The organism is Armatimonadota bacterium (assembly GCA_036504095.1).
Taxonomy (GTDB): domain Bacteria; phylum Armatimonadota; class DTGP01; order JAKQQT01; family JAKQQT01; genus DASXUL01.
The window spans coordinates 21,834-35,893 of record DASXVS010000072.1; the positions used below are offsets into that span (position 1 = coordinate 21,834).

A 14,060-nucleotide genomic window follows, 5' to 3' on the forward strand; every position below is an offset into this window, starting at 1 on the left:
GCCCGCCTGTTCTTTCAACACCGGAAGGCCGAAGAAAGAACAGTCGGCAGACGGACAGGCGGGGGGAGAGAGATGAACAGGAATGCGGTCACGGCGGTGGCGGTTGCATTGACGATGAACTCGGCCCGTGCGGCGGAGCAGCGCCCCAACATCGTGCTTATCGTGGCTGACGACCTCGGTTATGGCGAACTCGGGTGTTACGGCCAGACACGCATCAAAACGCCGAACCTCGACCGTATGGCGGCGCGAGGGCTGCGGTTCACCCGGTTTTACGCCGGCGCGCCTGTCTGTGCTCCGTCGCGGTGCTGCCTCATCACCGGTTGCCAGCCAAGCCGCGCCGTCATTCGAGACAACGTGGAAGTACCGCCGGAGGGACAGATGGCTCTGCCGGCGCGGACCATGACCATATCACGCGCGCTCCGGGCCGCGGGCTACACCACGGCGATGGTCGGCAAGTGGGGCCTGGGAGCGCCCGGCTCCGAAGGCGCCCCCGAACGCCAGGGGTTCGATCACTTCTACGGATACCTGTGCCAGCGCGAGGCCCATAACTACTACCCCACGCATCTTTGGCGGGACGGTAAAAAAGTGATCTTGGAGGGCAATACACCTGGAAACGTCACCGGCCGGCAATACGCCCATGACCTGATGACGGAAGACGTCCTTTCCTGGGTGGGGAGGAAACGCACCAAACCTTTCTTCCTGTGCTGGACGCCCACCATCCCGCACCTCGCGCTGCAGGTGCCGGAAGACTCGATTACGCCTTACCGCGGTTTGTGGGACGAACACCCCTATGACGGAAAGGGTGGCTACCAGCCTCAAGCCACGCCGCGGGCCGCCTACGCGGCGATGATATCGAGGCTCGACCGCGATGTCGGCCGCCTGGTGGACCGTCTGCGGGAGCTTGGACTGGAGCAGAACACCCTGATCCTTTTCACGAGCGACAACGGGCCCACATTCAAGGTCGGCGGGGCCGATGCAGAGTTCTTCCATAGCGCCGGTCCGCTGCGCGGCCTCAAGGGCTCCGTCTACGAGGGAGGCATCCGGGTTCCCCTGATCGCATACCGGCCCGGCGCGATTCCCGCGGGGCGCACCAGCGATCACATCGCCGCTTTCTGGGACGTTTTCCCGACGTTGCTGGACGTGGCAGGCGGGGCGCGTCCCGCGGGGTTGGACGGCCTCTCCTTCGCCCCCACGCTCACGGGTATCGGCGACCAGCCCGAACACGGGTATCTCTTCTGGGAGTTCCCGGGTTATGGCGGCCAGCAGGCCGTTCTGATGCAGCGATGGAAGGGAGTCCGCCGCGAGATGGATAAAGGCAATATGGGGGTGGCCCTGTACGACCTCGACACCGATATAGCGGAAACCACGGACGTCGCGAGCGCTCATCCGGACATCGTGGCCCGCATCGAGGAGATTATGCGGAGGGACCGGGTACCCAGCCCCATATTCCCTCAAAGCGGGCTGGATAAGGCGCCTTCATAACCGGCTCCACCTTCGGGGCGCTTCCCGGCACAAGCAGTGGGATATCAGTCCCGCGCGTTGGTCCACAGTTCGTAGAGGCGCTGGGAGTCTGCCGCGGCCTGGGCCATATCCATCGTGATCGCGACCCCCTCTTCGGCAATGACGCTGCCTTCGGAGTCCGTGACCGTCGCTCCAGCCGTCTTGCCAATAACGAGCGCCATCATCACGCGGTTGTGACCTTCCATCTTGTCGCGCACTTCCTGGCTCACGGTGTCCGCCAGTTCCTCGTCCGATTCTTCCGGCTCCAGCGCCTCCTCGGTGAGGGCCAGCAGCGAGGCCGGAAACTCGGGAACCGAGGGCTGAACCTCAACGGCCGGGGTCTGAGGGTTGGGGGCTGAGGACGGGGCGGACGGCTCGGGTATCGGAGCCAGCGGCGCGGAGCTTGGGACGAGTTCGTCGGTTGCGCCGGCCAGCACGTCGTCCTTCAGGATAGCCACCGTCGCGCTGGCGGTCACGAACGGTTCGTGGCCGATATACACAGTTCGACCCGTTCCGGAATCGGCCAGGATGTCCAGTCGGTATCCCACGACCTCACCGGTGTGCTCATCGAACGCCTCGTCGGTAACGCTTCCCAGCAGGCGTCCGCTCTCGGTTATGGCGGTCCGCTGGCGCGAATCGCTGCTCGCTTGCAGGTGGATACCTATCTCGGGGATTTGTGACAGAGGCTTCAGGGCGTCGCCGCTCTTGACCAACACGACGTTCTGGCCGAATGCGGTGCAATCGGCGAAGGCGACGGCGCTGGGCTCCTGGTACCATTGCGTGGTGACGGCCACTGCAACGATGCGCCCGGTCACCTGATCGGTCACAAACCGCAGTACATCGCCCACGCGCTCGCTCGTATCGCGGCTTATCACGGGCAGGCCCAGGTGCTGATTGATGATCTTCATACGCGCGTATCCTCCGGGGGTTGGTGTGTCCAAAGACACTATAGCAGAGGGGGAGTTGGGTTTCGGGTGTCCGGTGGCGGGCGCCTGAGATCCGGGCTCCTGACACCCGACACCTGACACCGATACATGCTACCATACGGACATACCTCACTCATCAAGGAGAAAACATCGCATGCGCAAATGGCTGACCGTGATTGCCGCCGTGACGCTGGTCGGCGGTGCACAGGCCCAGAAAATCGCCCCCAAAGAGGCTTTGGCAAATCTGGAGGCGACCTGGGCGAAAACCGATTCCTACACATGCAGCGAGGACGCCTGGACTAAGGCCGGTTCGACCGAGAAGACCCAGGGCTTCGATTTCTCGTTCAAGAAGCCGCACCTCATCAGGCTGAAAGTCCGGACCGATCCGCACAAGGGAGCCGACGTGGTGTACAAGGGCGGTAAGATCCGCGCGGCGGAACGCATTCTTGGCATCCGGATGAAAAAGGGCATGGATTCGAAGGAAGCCGACTTCTACAGCGCGCGCAAGGTCCCTTTCTGGGAAGCGGATATGGGCAGCGAAATCGATGCGATCAAAGCCGTCTGGCCGAAAGCCGAAGCGACCACTGAACGCGCCAAAAGCGGTGGAGATGTGTACGTCTTCCTCACGCTCAAATGGAAAGGCGAGGATCCGAAGCTTCGCCAGGGAACGCACGCATACGCCGTAACGTACAAGATCGATCCAAAGACCTGGTTCACGGTTCAGCGAACAACAACTGAGGACGGGATCAAGGTTGAAGATATCCAGCGCTCAAACGTGAACCTCCACGCCAACCTGGCGGACAGCGCGTTCAATCTCTAGGGGCCGGGTTTCGGGATTCCCGCGGACGGCCGCCGGCCCCGAGCCTGGCTGGCAGTGGCAGGATTTGGCGTGGTACAATGGAGTCGGGTACCGGGAGATCATTCCGGCCTAAGGAGGTAGATCAATGCTCAGATTGCCTTGTGCGAGGCCCCGTAGCGGTTTCACACTCATCGAGCTTCTGGTGGTCATAGCGATCATCGCCATCCTTGCCGCGATCCTGTTCCCCGTCTTCGCCAAGGCCCGCCAGCGCGCCCAAAACGCCACGTGCCAGTCGAACCTGCGGCAGTTGGGACAGGCTGCACTCATGTACCAGGATGACAACGGCTACATGATCATGCCCGCCCTCCTCGTCCCATTTACGGACTTTGCCAATTGGGAAATCAGCTCCTGGTATCAGCGCGTCAATCCATACATGAGGGTTCTAAACCAAACGTCTGGGTTCAGCATCGATGAGAGGCTGACTTGCCCACTGGCCCCTAAGGTCGACCCTTCATTGCGGCGAACGTACGGTTACAACCTCTTCTACGCGAGCACCGCACCAACGTCGGGGTACCCAACCTTGCGGCATCGGAGTCCAGGCGCAATGTCCAATCCATCCAGCACGATCCAATTCATGGAGGTCTGGCAGTTCAAGGAGGGCAACGGCGCGTCCGGCGTCCCGACGGCAGCGGGGAGGGGATCGCTATTCTGCTATCCGCCGCAAGCTTACCCGTACGCCGGCGACGTGTCGAACGGGGGCTACGCTTACGCTCCGGGATTTCACTCCGGACGGGTTGCGACAATCATCGAGCGACTGCGGGGCCAGAGTAACATCGTGTGGTTCGATGGCCACGTCAGCTCCATGGTCGGCCGCAAGATCTACTACAACACCGGCACGACCGTCACAGATGCGTGGTTCCGCGACAAAAAGCTGCCAGCCGACGGCGTGTAAGGTGTGCGGGAAGCATTCGCGGATCCGTACGGGCCCCCGTCTCTCTTTGTGGCCGACGAGCATGTTCCTCAGCCTCTCGCACGGGCCATAATGAAAGTAACGGACCGGCGGCTCCCAGGCGGGTCGCTTCGCCACGCTCAGCGTCCCTGACCCTGAGGTCCGCGATTCAGTTATCCGTACAGGAGGGGTACCGTACTCGATGGCAACCGCGCAAAAGTACCTGATCGAACCCGTGCAGCAAAAGATCACAGATAATATTGAGCAGTTGATGGCGGTCCTTCCGCCGGAAGTCTGCCGCAGCCTGAAGAAGCACGCCGATCTCCAGGACCTCCTGGAGATCGTGATGGACCTTGGGCGCTTCCCGGAGGCGCGGTTCCCAACCGAGGTTTACACGATCCTCGACCGCCACATCAACCAGGAGGACCTGGATTTCGTGACGGCGAGGGTAGGCTCCTTCGGGGCTGATAACCGCGCGGGCATCGAGCGCACCCTTCACCGAATTTCCGCTATCCGCAACCGCGCCGGCAAGGTCATCGGCCTCACGTGCCGCATAGGCCGCGCTGTCTATGGCACGATAGACATCATCCGCGACGTGGTAGAGACCGGTAAATCCGTCCTGATGCTCGGCCGTCCGGGCGTGGGAAAGACCACGAAACTGCGCGAAGTGGCCCGAATCCTCAGCGAGGAATTCAACAAGCGGGTCGTCATCGTGGATACGTCCAACGAGATCGCCGGCGACGGAGACGTCCCGCACCCCGCCATCGGCCGTGCGCGCCGCATGCAGGTCCCCACCCCGGCGCAGCAGCACGCCGTGATGATCGAGGCGGTGGAAAACCACATGCCGGAGGTCATTGTCATTGACGAGATCGGAACCGAGGCGGAGGCGTTCGCCAGCAGGACAATCGCGGAGCGCGGCGTTCAACTGATCGGGACCGCCCACGGCAACAGCCTTGAGAACCTCCTGATGAACCCCACTCTGAGCGACCTGGTGGGCGGTATCGGCGCCGTGACGCTGAGCGACGAAGAAGCCAAGCGGCGCGGGACACAGAAAACGGTTCTGGAGCGCAAGGCGCCGCCCACTTTCGATGTGGTTATCGAAATTCTGGAAGTAGACAAATTGGCGATCCACCACGACGTGATGTCCACCGTCGATCGCATGCTGCGCGGTTCCGCGCCGCGCCCCGAAATCCGCATCCGCAGGGAATCCGGCGAAGTGGAGGTCGTGCAGCGCGAGGAGACGGGCCGGGGGGCGTACGGGGCCAGTTTCCCAACTCGCGGCGTCGAGGCGCCGGCGCCAGGCGGACGCCGGATCAACGGCAAGACGGAAATACCGCTGGCGATACCGAAAGAGGTCCCGCCCACCGTCCGGGTGTTCCCGTACGGCGTGTCGCGCAACCGCTTGGAGAAAGCCATCCGCGAGCTGCGCCTGCCGATGTACATCACCAAGGACCTGGGGGAGGCGGACGCCATCATCGCGCTGAAATCTCACGCGCGCAAAGACTCAGCCCGACTCCAGGAAGCGTTGAACCAGAACAAACCCACCTTTGTCGTTCGCAGCAATACGTACGCCCAGGTGTCTACCGTTCTGCGCGAGATGTTCAATCTCCCACAAGATCAGGCGCTGAACGACGAGGAAACCGCTCTGCAGGAGGCCGAAGACGCGGCCGAGAGGGTGCACGAATTTGGCGAGCCGGTGGAGCTTCGCGCTCAGAGCAGTTACGTCCGCCGCCTTCAACACGAACTCATTCAGCGCTACGAACTCACATCTGAGAGCATCGGATCCGAGCCCAACCGCCGCATCCGGGTGAGCAAGTGAGGGAGGGGGAGCAACTCGGCGTCCCCTCTCCCGCACGCCCTCTCTCTGAGTCACCGCCTCTTACCCAATTCATCACGTTCGAGGGGCCGGATGGGAGCGGCAAGACAACCCAGATCAGTCTTCTGGCGGAGCGGCTTCGCAGCAAGGGGCACGACGTCCTGGTCACGCGTGAGCCTGGAGGCGGCGGGCCGGTCTCCGAGCAAATTCGGAGCCTACTTCTGCACAGCGGCGATATGGCGCGCAACACCGAGATGCTGCTCTTCTTCGCCGCGCGGGCCGAGCACGTCGCCACGTTGATCCGCCCTGCCCTCGCCCAGGGCAAGGTCGTGCTGTGCGACCGCTACACGGATTCCACCCTGGCCTACCAGGGCCACGGCCTCGGTGTAGACCTGACCACAATCCGGGAACTCCACCGGTTCGCCACAGGCGATCTGTGGCCCGCGCGAACGGTCGTCCTGGATATCCCGCCGGAAATCGGCCTGCAGCGCCAGGGAGATGTCAACCGCATGGAGGAGCGCGGGCTGAGTTTCGCCCGCAAAGTGCGGGAGGGCTTCCTCGCTCTGGCGAACGAAGAGCCGGATCGCATTCGCGTGGTCGATGCGAGCGGCGCAGTTGCGGATGTGGCGGAGCGCGTCTGGACCGCCGTGACAGGACCCTGAAGCTTCAACACCCAATGAAAACCATTTCGATCCTCACCCTGATTCTCACCATGACACCAGCATTCGCGGAGCCACCCCCAATACCGATCGGCATGGACGCATTCCGGCAATGGCAGCGCTGGCCTTACCACCGTATCGGCGAGCGGGCCTTCATGCGCTCCACTTACGATCGCGCGGGCGGGAACGAGGGAGCCGATGCCAGCCATTTCCTCTACCAGGAGGCGGAGGACCGCAATGTGACGCTCGATGTCGAGGGGACCGGAGTTCTGTGCTTCGCCAGGTACAACCACTGGCACGGCAGCCCGTGGCACTACACCGTGGACGGAGTGGACCACATCATCGCCGAAACGAGCACCGCCGATCCCAATCACCCCGTAGAGGGCTCCATATTCGTCCCCTCGGAGCTGTTTCCGAGCCCGCTGGCGTGGACCTGGTCCGATACACGAGGCGCGGACCTGTCCTGGGCGCCCATCCCGTTTGAACAATCGTTGAAGATGGCGTACTCGCGGACGCACTACGGCACCGGATATTACATCTACCACCTCTACGTGCCGGGTACCCGCCTTTCGCAGCCGATCCGCTCCTGGGACGCCGCGACGCCGCCGGCACAGGACGTCCTCGACCTCCTGCGCCGATCCGGCACGGACATCGCGCCGAAAACCGGTGTGACATCGATTTCGGGGACAGCCACGGTTCCCGCCAACAGTGAAGTCCGCCTCGCCGAACTCTCCCGGGCGCCGTCCGTGATTCGCAGACTGGAGTTCTCCGTACCGCGTTCGGACGCGGCAGCCTTTTCGAGCGTAAGGCTCAGGATCATTTGGGACAACCGGCCGGCCCCCTCGGTGGACGCGCCGGTCGCGCTCTTCCACGGCGCGGGCGTTCTCTACAACCGCGATAACCGCGAATACCTGGTCAAGGCGTTTCCCGTGAGCATACGGTACGACGCGGAACGGGTCCACCTCGCCTGTTACTTCCCGATGCCATACTTCCAGTCGGCCCGCATTTCCCTTGTGGGCGCGGGAAGGGAGGTCGCCGATGTCCGATGGAACGTCCGGTACGCCCGGTTCACGGGCAAACGGTCGGAAGCCGGCTATTTCCACGCAACCTACCGCGACCATTCGGCTCCCGTCCGCGGCGAGGACCTCACGCTTCTCGATACGAGAGGCATCGAGGGAAGCAACGATTGGTGCGGAAGTCTGGTCGGCACGTCCTGGATCTTCTCGCACAACGCGGTCCTGAACACCCTCGAGGGCGATCCCCGCTACTTCTTCGATGACAGCGAGTCGCCCCAGGCGCAGGGCACCGGGACAGAAGAATGGGGTGGAGGGGGCGATTACTGGGGCGGCCGCACAATGACGCTGCCCTTCGCGGGCCATCCATGCGGCGCTCCCTCGGCGAAAGAAGCGAGGGTCCCGGCCGACCGCATCGAGTCCGCATACCGCTTCTTGCTGGCCGACGCCATGCCGTTCGGCCGTAATGCGCGAATCGGGTTGGAGCATGGGGGAACGAACACTTCGACGGAGCATTACGAGAGCGTGACCTACTGGTACGGCGCACCCGGCGCATACCTCGTGAAGACCGACGCATTTCGAATCGGCGTCCCGGCGGCTGAGGCGGCACATCTGTACACGTCGCCGCAGGCGTCCGAGCCATATCAAGTCACGTCGCGCTATGAGCTTGGGCCGGACACGCTGGACGGCGTCGAGGTGTACCCCGCCACCACCAAACTGGCCCGCAGCACGGCCGGGACCAGCGAGTTCACGGTGCGGCTGACACCGGACAACTGGGGAGTGCTGCTGCGCAGGACGCTGGATTACGCCTTCGCCAACCAGCGCGCAGAGGTATACGTCGCGGATGTGAGCGGACCGGCGAAGGGAAAGTGGGCGAAGGCGGGCGTCTGGTATACCGCCGGCTCCAACACTTGCGTGTACTCGAATCCTCCGGGCGAAACCGATCCGGCCCGGCATGTTCTTCAGACGTCCAACCGGCGCTTTCGGGACGACGAATTCCTCATTGGCCGCACGCTCACTCGCGGCCGAAAAGCGATCAGGATCCGGGTAGCCTTTACCCCCGTGAATCGCGCGATTTACCCGGGAGGACCGGTCCAGGGGACGGCATGGAGTGAGATCGCCTACAATACGTATTGCTTTGTGGTCCCCACGGAGGGCAAATGAAACTCATCCTCGCGATCGTTCATGACCGTGACCGGCACAAACTATCGGACCGGCTGGTGAAAGAGGGCTTTCGGTTCACACAACTCGCAAGCACCGGCGGATTCCTGCGCGAAGGCAACACGACATTTATGATCGGCGTGGACGACGAGCAGGTGGACGCCGCCCTTCATGTGGTGGACGATTGCAGCAGAACGAGGGAGCAGTTCGTGAACCTCCTGCCGCCGGACGCAGGCGCGGCGGGCGCCCTTATTGCCAATCCCGTGAGCGTGAGAGTCGGTGGCGCGGTGGCGTTCGTGCTGCCCGTCGACCGTTTTGAACAATTGTGAATTGATGGCTGCGGGGCAAGGGCTGAGTTCCAGCCCCATCCCCATACCCCAACCCCGATTATGCTTGGCCAGGAACACATAATAACCGCTCTACGTGATGTCGCGGCGCGAGGCTCGATGCACCACGCATACCTTTTCGCCGGCCCCTCCGGGAGTGGCAAGCGCGAAATGGCGCGCTTTCTCGCACAGTTGGCGAATTGCGAGAGCGACGGGGAGCGTCCTTGCGGCGTCTGCCACCAGTGCCACCTGATCGAAACCGGAAACCACCCGGACGTTTCCTGGATCGGCCCCTCCGAAAAGAGCAAGAAGGGCCATATCACCATTGAACAGGCCCAGGCTGTCCGAACCGAGATTTCACGCATACCGGTATTGGGCCGCCGAAAAGTCGTTACTCTGGATCCCGCGGACGAGATGACACAGGACGCAGTGAACTGCCTCCTGAAGACGTTCGAGGAGCCGCCCGCTTACGCAACGCTCGTCCTGCTCGTGGGTGATACCGCCAACATCCTGCCGACCGTCCTCTCCCGCTGCCAGGTGACGCGTTTCAAACCGGCGCCTCGCGACGTTATCGCCGCCTGGCTGATAGACCAGGGCGCCGACGCCGAACAAGCCGGCCACGTCGCCCGCTTGAGTGAAGGCCGGCCCGGCGAAGCGCTCCGCCTCCTGAAAGACGCGGAGGCGCTGGCGAAGCGTGAGCGCACTCTAGTGTGGCTAAAGGCTGTTGCGCTGGCGCCGCGCACGGACGCGCTCCGCCTCGCGGAGGATCTGCGGATGGGCACCAGCGACGAAGGCGCCGACGTTGCGGACAGTTTGCGGTGGGCCGGTTCCTGGTTTCGGGACATAAGCGCGATCCAGGCTCGTTGTGACCGCAGCCTGGTCGTGAATGCGGACCATTTGGACACCCTTGAGGCGGCGTCACGTTCCTACACCACAACCCAGGCGTTGGCGGCGGCGGCGGCCATTCTGAGCGCGCGGCGTTATCTGGCGGGAAACGGGAACGCGACTCTGGTGACCGAATGTCTGCTGATGGACCTCATTCCCTGGGGGGATTCCTAGATGACCATTGCGGTGTTGGGTGCGGGCAGTTGGGGAACGGCGCTAGCGCGCCTGTTGGGCGAGAAGGGCCACGCTGTCCGCCTTTGGGACCACGATGTCCGGCGGGCGGCCAACATCCAGCGGGATCGTGTCAACGCGCGATACCTTCCTTCCTTCGAACTGCCCCATTCGGTCATCGTGACCGGCGACGCGAGATATGCCACCGCTGAAGCCGAAGCGATCGTCATCGCAGTTCCCAGCAGCGCCGTGCGATCGCTGCTCAATGAGCACGGCGGCCATTTTGTGGACGTCCCGGCAGTCTTGAGCGCGGCGAAAGGCCTGGAACCCTCGACCGGGATGCGCGTCTCCGAGATCTGCATCGAGCTGCTGGGCGAAGCTGCGCGGCCGCGCCTCGCGGTGCTCAGCGGACCCAATCTGGCGACCGAGCTGGCAAGGAACGTCCCCACTGCCACGGTGATAGCCTCGGAGAACCGTGAACTCGCGACCCTTTTGCAGTGTATATTGCATACGCGCTACCTCCGTCCTTATACAAGCGAGGACGTGATAGGCGTGGAGTTGGGCGGCGCCCTGAAGAACATCATCGCCATTGCCGCCGGCATTTCGGACGGCCTTGGATACGGCGACAACACGAAGGCGAGCCTGATGACGCGGGGCCTGGCGGAGATTATACGTCTGGGCGAGAAACTGGGCGCCAGGCGCGATACATTCTGGGGGCTCAGCGGTGTGGGTGATATGATCGCAACGTGTGCGGGGCGCCTCAGCCGAAACTACCGGGTGGGCGCCGGATTAGCCGAGGGCAAGTCACTGGAGACGGTCCTCGCCGAAATGGGGCAGGTGGCGGAAGGGGTGCCGACCACCGAAGCTGCGATCCGCCTGTCGGAACGCGCGGGCGTAGAGGCGCCGATCATTAAGAGCGCGTACAGCGTTCTGTTCGGGGGAACGCCCGCCATCCGGGCAACTTCCGAATTGATGGAGCGTGGCGCCAAAGGCGAACTCTGGTAATCAGACCGCTGGCGGCAGCCCGCCAGGTGTCACGAAGTGTCGTTCGTTCAAAGTCTTTTCGGATGCGCCTTGCGCCTGGTCGCAATAGACGTTATAATTGAGTCGCCTCCTGGCGGTTGTCGTCACCGGATCGGGCCATCCGGTAAGCGCGCTCCGGCGCGTTTCCAGACTGCCAAACCTGTCCGCTTCGCAGCGCATCTTCGTTTACCAGTTCTGCGTTTGGCAAGCGTGAAATGGGGGGTGTCCTTTATGGCCCGCGGCCTCAGCCATAGCACCGGTCTAGCAGTGATTGGCCCAATCGCAGCGCTTCTCTTCGCCATATTGCCCGCGCACAGTCAGTGCATCGCTATCGGAGACCTGAGCGGCGATGGCGCTCCCGATGTGGTGACGGCAAATACGTCCGGCAATTCGATCTCCGTCTCGATCAACAAGCACAACGGAACCGTTTCGTTCAACGCGCCTGTGAATTATACCGTTGGCGCCGGTCCTACATCGGTGGCCATTGCCGACGTGAATGGTGATCTGAAGCCGGACGTCATCGTCTGCAACAGCACCCCAGGCACTATCAGCGTCCTTCTCGGCAACGGTGACGGCACTCTGCGCCCCGCTACGGATTACTCCGTTCTCCCTCCGGGGGAGACCGGTACACCTGCCCCTTCCGCGGTGGCAGTTGGCGACCTTCGCGGGCACGGCATCCTGGACGTTGTTGTATCCAATCTGGGAACGTCCACCGTCAGCGTGCTCCAGGGAGACGGCAAGGGCGTATTTCACGCGACCACCAGCCTCCCCGTCGGCAGCAAGCCGGACTCCATAACCCTCGCCCGGTTCACGGCCAGTGGACACTTGGACATTGCCACCGCCAACTCCAATTCGCGGAGCATCAGCGTGCTGCTCGGCAACGGTGACGGAACGTTCCAAGGCGCGCAAAATTCGCGCGCCGGCTATGTGCCCTACGCCATCAGCGCGGGCGATTTCGACGGCGACGGTGTCATGGATATCGCCGTCTGCGACAATATGAGCCTGAGCAGCGGCGTCAATCTGCTCAAGGGAAATGGCGACGGAACGTTCCGCAACGCCGTCTCTTTCGCAGGTGGTACAAGCCCGATCGCGATGGCTTCCGGTGATTTCAACAACGATGGCCGCCCGGACCTGGCGACCGCTAACACAGGCACACTGGATGTCAGCGTCTTCCTGAATGACTGCACGGGCGGGTTCGCCGCCGCCATCACCACCGCCCCGGGCGCGAATCATATCGGGATCGTTTCCGGCGATGTGGATGGAGACGGAAACGCCGAGCTTATCTTCTCCAACACCCCAAGCGGCATTGCGGTTGTGCCGGCGACCGCCCCGACGGTCAAACAGGTAAGCCTCTCGCCCGCCTCCGTCATCACCGGCGCTTCATCGATCGCGACGGTGCTCCTGAACCGCGTGACCACCAGCGATGGCGTTTCGGTGCGTCTCTCCACCGACCGGGCCGACCTGGTGATTGTGCCGGATTCGGTCGTGGTAACGGCCGGGTCCAATTCAACCACATTCCCGGTGATCACAATCGCCCCTGTTTCCGGCATCGCCCGTATCACCGCGACCACGGGAACCGTCGCCGCGTTTGCGGATCTCATTGTCACCCCCGCCCCGCCTGTGCAGGGCAAGGGCGATATGAACGGTGACGGAAAACTCGATATCCGGGATCTGGTCCTGGTCGCCAGGATAGCGTTCGGGCTGGATCCGCCGCGGTAAGCGCGAGTAATCCCGCTACGTAACGCCTGGCCAAGCTTCACCGCGGCCAGGCGTTTTCGCGTCCGGCCCACGCTGACGCACATCCATGCTGAGTCCGCACGCATCCGATGCCAACGGATACGGGCTCTGGCAGACTGTCGCTATGACTGGGTCCGCAGCGTGTTATAATCATTGGGGCGCATTGTTTTCCAATTCATCAGAGGGAGTTCGTAAATGTCGGGACACAGCAAATGGCACAATATCAAACTGCGCAAGGGCAAGCAGGACGCCGAGCGCGGTAAGGTATTCACGAAACTCGGGCGTGAACTCATCGTCGCGGCCAAAGGCGGCAGTAACCCGGACGTGAACGTGCGGCTGCGGTTCGCCATCCAGAAGGCCAGGGAATCCTCAATGCCCGCCGATACCATCAAGCGCGCAGTTTTGAAGGGCGCCGGCGAGTTGGAGGGCCAGTCTTTCGAAGAGTGCACCTACGAAGGCTACGGCCCGGGTGGTGTCGGCGTCATTGTGGAATGCCTCACAGACAACAAGAACCGCACGTTCCCCGAACTGCGCTCGATCTTCACCAAGAACGGCGGTCGCATCGCGGAAACCGGCAGCGTATCCTGGTCGTTCACCTCGTCCGGCGTGATTTCCATCCTCAAAGATGGCCTGTCCGAAGACGCCGTGATGGAAGCAGCGCTGGACGCCGGCGCGGATGACGTGAAGATCGAGGACGAGACATACGACGTGCTGACCTCACCCGGCGACCTCATGCCGGTCCGCGAAGCCCTCGAAAAGGCGGGCCTGAAAGTCGACAACGCCGAAGTTGCGATGCTCCCGCAGACCACAGTCGAGTTGAAGGGCCATGATGCCGAGCTTACGCTGCGGCTGATCGACCTGCTCGAGGACAACGACGACGTGCAGGCGGTATGGTCGAACTTCGACATCTCCGACGAAGAGATGGCGCTAATCTCCTGAAAAGGCCGGGGCGGCATTCGCTTAGTACGGAACAATGGTCGGCTCTATTTGAGCCCACAGTTCATTGCGTCGTGTTCATTGCTTGAGGGGGTTCTTCATCTGTTGGAAGAACCCTTTCCGTCCTGCCCGATTCGGCCATCCTCCCACACTCTCGGG

At 62.7% G+C, this 14,060-nt stretch carries 12 protein-coding genes; 11 read left to right on the top strand and 1 reads right to left on the bottom strand.

Annotated features, from left to right (window positions below):
* Positions 1–72 precede the first annotated feature (72 nt).
* Positions 73–1,482 (top strand): arylsulfatase, encoded by a 1,410-nt coding sequence (locus VGM51_17255; protein HEY3414789.1) that lies wholly within the window; start codon positions 73–75, stop codon positions 1,480–1,482.
* Between the two features lie 44 nt (positions 1,483–1,526).
* Here VGM51_17255 and VGM51_17260 read toward each other — a convergent pair whose 3' ends face one another.
* Positions 1,527–2,408, bottom strand: a complete 882-nt coding sequence (locus tag VGM51_17260; GenBank protein ID HEY3414790.1) for a hypothetical protein — start codon at positions 2,406–2,408, stop codon at positions 1,527–1,529.
* A 172-nt stretch (positions 2,409–2,580) separates the two neighbouring features.
* Here VGM51_17260 and VGM51_17265 point away from each other — a divergent pair, with 172 nt between their 5' ends.
* From VGM51_17265 to VGM51_17310, 10 genes are all read left to right on the top strand, one after another.
* On the top strand, positions 2,581–3,246 hold the full coding sequence (locus tag VGM51_17265) for a hypothetical protein (GenBank protein ID HEY3414791.1): 666 nt from the start codon (positions 2,581–2,583) through the stop codon (positions 3,244–3,246).
* Positions 3,247–3,370: 124 nt separating this feature from the next.
* The gene (locus VGM51_17270; GenBank protein HEY3414792.1) at positions 3,371–4,177 is read left to right on the top strand and encodes a prepilin-type N-terminal cleavage/methylation domain-containing protein; all 807 of its coding nucleotides are present in this window, start codon (positions 3,371–3,373) and stop codon (positions 4,175–4,177) included.
* Between the two features lie 199 nt (positions 4,178–4,376).
* Positions 4,377–5,993: a R3H domain-containing nucleic acid-binding protein gene (locus VGM51_17275; GenBank protein HEY3414793.1), complete on the top strand. Its 1,617-nt coding sequence runs from the start codon at positions 4,377–4,379 to the stop codon at positions 5,991–5,993.
* Positions 5,990–6,652, top strand: a complete 663-nt coding sequence (tmk, locus tag VGM51_17280; protein HEY3414794.1) for a dTMP kinase — start codon at positions 5,990–5,992, stop codon at positions 6,650–6,652. The genes VGM51_17275 and tmk overlap by 4 nt, the downstream gene beginning before the upstream one ends.
* 14 nt (positions 6,653–6,666) lie before the next feature.
* Positions 6,667–8,826 (top strand): DUF2961 domain-containing protein, encoded by a 2,160-nt coding sequence (locus VGM51_17285; protein ID HEY3414795.1) that lies wholly within the window; start codon positions 6,667–6,669, stop codon positions 8,824–8,826.
* A complete protein-coding gene (locus VGM51_17290) occupies positions 8,823–9,152 on the top strand; it encodes a cyclic-di-AMP receptor (protein HEY3414796.1) in 330 nt (109 codons plus the stop codon). The genes VGM51_17285 and VGM51_17290 overlap by 4 nt, the downstream gene beginning before the upstream one ends.
* Positions 9,153–9,212: 60 nt before the next feature.
* Positions 9,213–10,208: a DNA polymerase III subunit delta' gene (gene holB / locus VGM51_17295; protein ID HEY3414797.1), complete on the top strand. Its 996-nt coding sequence runs from the start codon at positions 9,213–9,215 to the stop codon at positions 10,206–10,208.
* The gene (locus tag VGM51_17300) at positions 10,209–11,210 is read left to right on the top strand and encodes an NAD(P)H-dependent glycerol-3-phosphate dehydrogenase (GenBank protein ID HEY3414798.1); all 1,002 of its coding nucleotides are present in this window, start codon (positions 10,209–10,211) and stop codon (positions 11,208–11,210) included. It abuts the gene before it with no gap.
* A gap of 228 nt (positions 11,211–11,438) precedes the next feature.
* Positions 11,439–12,947 carry a VCBS repeat-containing protein gene (locus VGM51_17305; protein ID HEY3414799.1) on the top strand — a complete coding sequence of 503 codons (1,509 nt, stop codon included), beginning with the start codon at positions 11,439–11,441 and terminating at the stop codon, positions 12,945–12,947.
* Positions 12,948–13,160: 213 nt separating this feature from the next.
* The gene (locus VGM51_17310; GenBank protein HEY3414800.1) at positions 13,161–13,904 is read left to right on the top strand and encodes a YebC/PmpR family DNA-binding transcriptional regulator; all 744 of its coding nucleotides are present in this window, start codon (positions 13,161–13,163) and stop codon (positions 13,902–13,904) included.
* Positions 13,905–14,060 lie beyond the last annotated feature (156 nt).

What these genes read in the sequence shown, in the direction of transcription:
- VGM51_17255 (HEY3414789.1), top strand. Translation starts at nt 73, where the DNA reads ATGAACAGGAATGCGGTCACGGCGGTGGCGGTTGCATTGACGATGAAC.
- VGM51_17260 (HEY3414790.1), bottom strand. Translation starts at nt 2,408, where the DNA reads ATGAAGATCATCAATCAGCACCTGGGCCTGCCCGTGATAAGCCGCGAT.
- VGM51_17265 (HEY3414791.1), top strand. Translation starts at nt 2,581, where the DNA reads ATGCGCAAATGGCTGACCGTGATTGCCGCCGTGACGCTGGTCGGCGGT.
- VGM51_17270 (HEY3414792.1), top strand. Translation starts at nt 3,371, where the DNA reads ATGCTCAGATTGCCTTGTGCGAGGCCCCGTAGCGGTTTCACACTCATC.
- VGM51_17275 (HEY3414793.1), top strand. Translation starts at nt 4,377, where the DNA reads ATGGCAACCGCGCAAAAGTACCTGATCGAACCCGTGCAGCAAAAGATC.
- VGM51_17285 (HEY3414795.1), top strand. Translation starts at nt 6,667, where the DNA reads ATGAAAACCATTTCGATCCTCACCCTGATTCTCACCATGACACCAGCA.
- VGM51_17290 (HEY3414796.1), top strand. Translation starts at nt 8,823, where the DNA reads ATGAAACTCATCCTCGCGATCGTTCATGACCGTGACCGGCACAAACTA.
- holB (HEY3414797.1), top strand. Translation starts at nt 9,213, where the DNA reads ATGCTTGGCCAGGAACACATAATAACCGCTCTACGTGATGTCGCGGCG.
- VGM51_17300 (HEY3414798.1), top strand. Translation starts at nt 10,209, where the DNA reads ATGACCATTGCGGTGTTGGGTGCGGGCAGTTGGGGAACGGCGCTAGCG.
- VGM51_17310 (HEY3414800.1), top strand. Translation starts at nt 13,161, where the DNA reads ATGTCGGGACACAGCAAATGGCACAATATCAAACTGCGCAAGGGCAAG.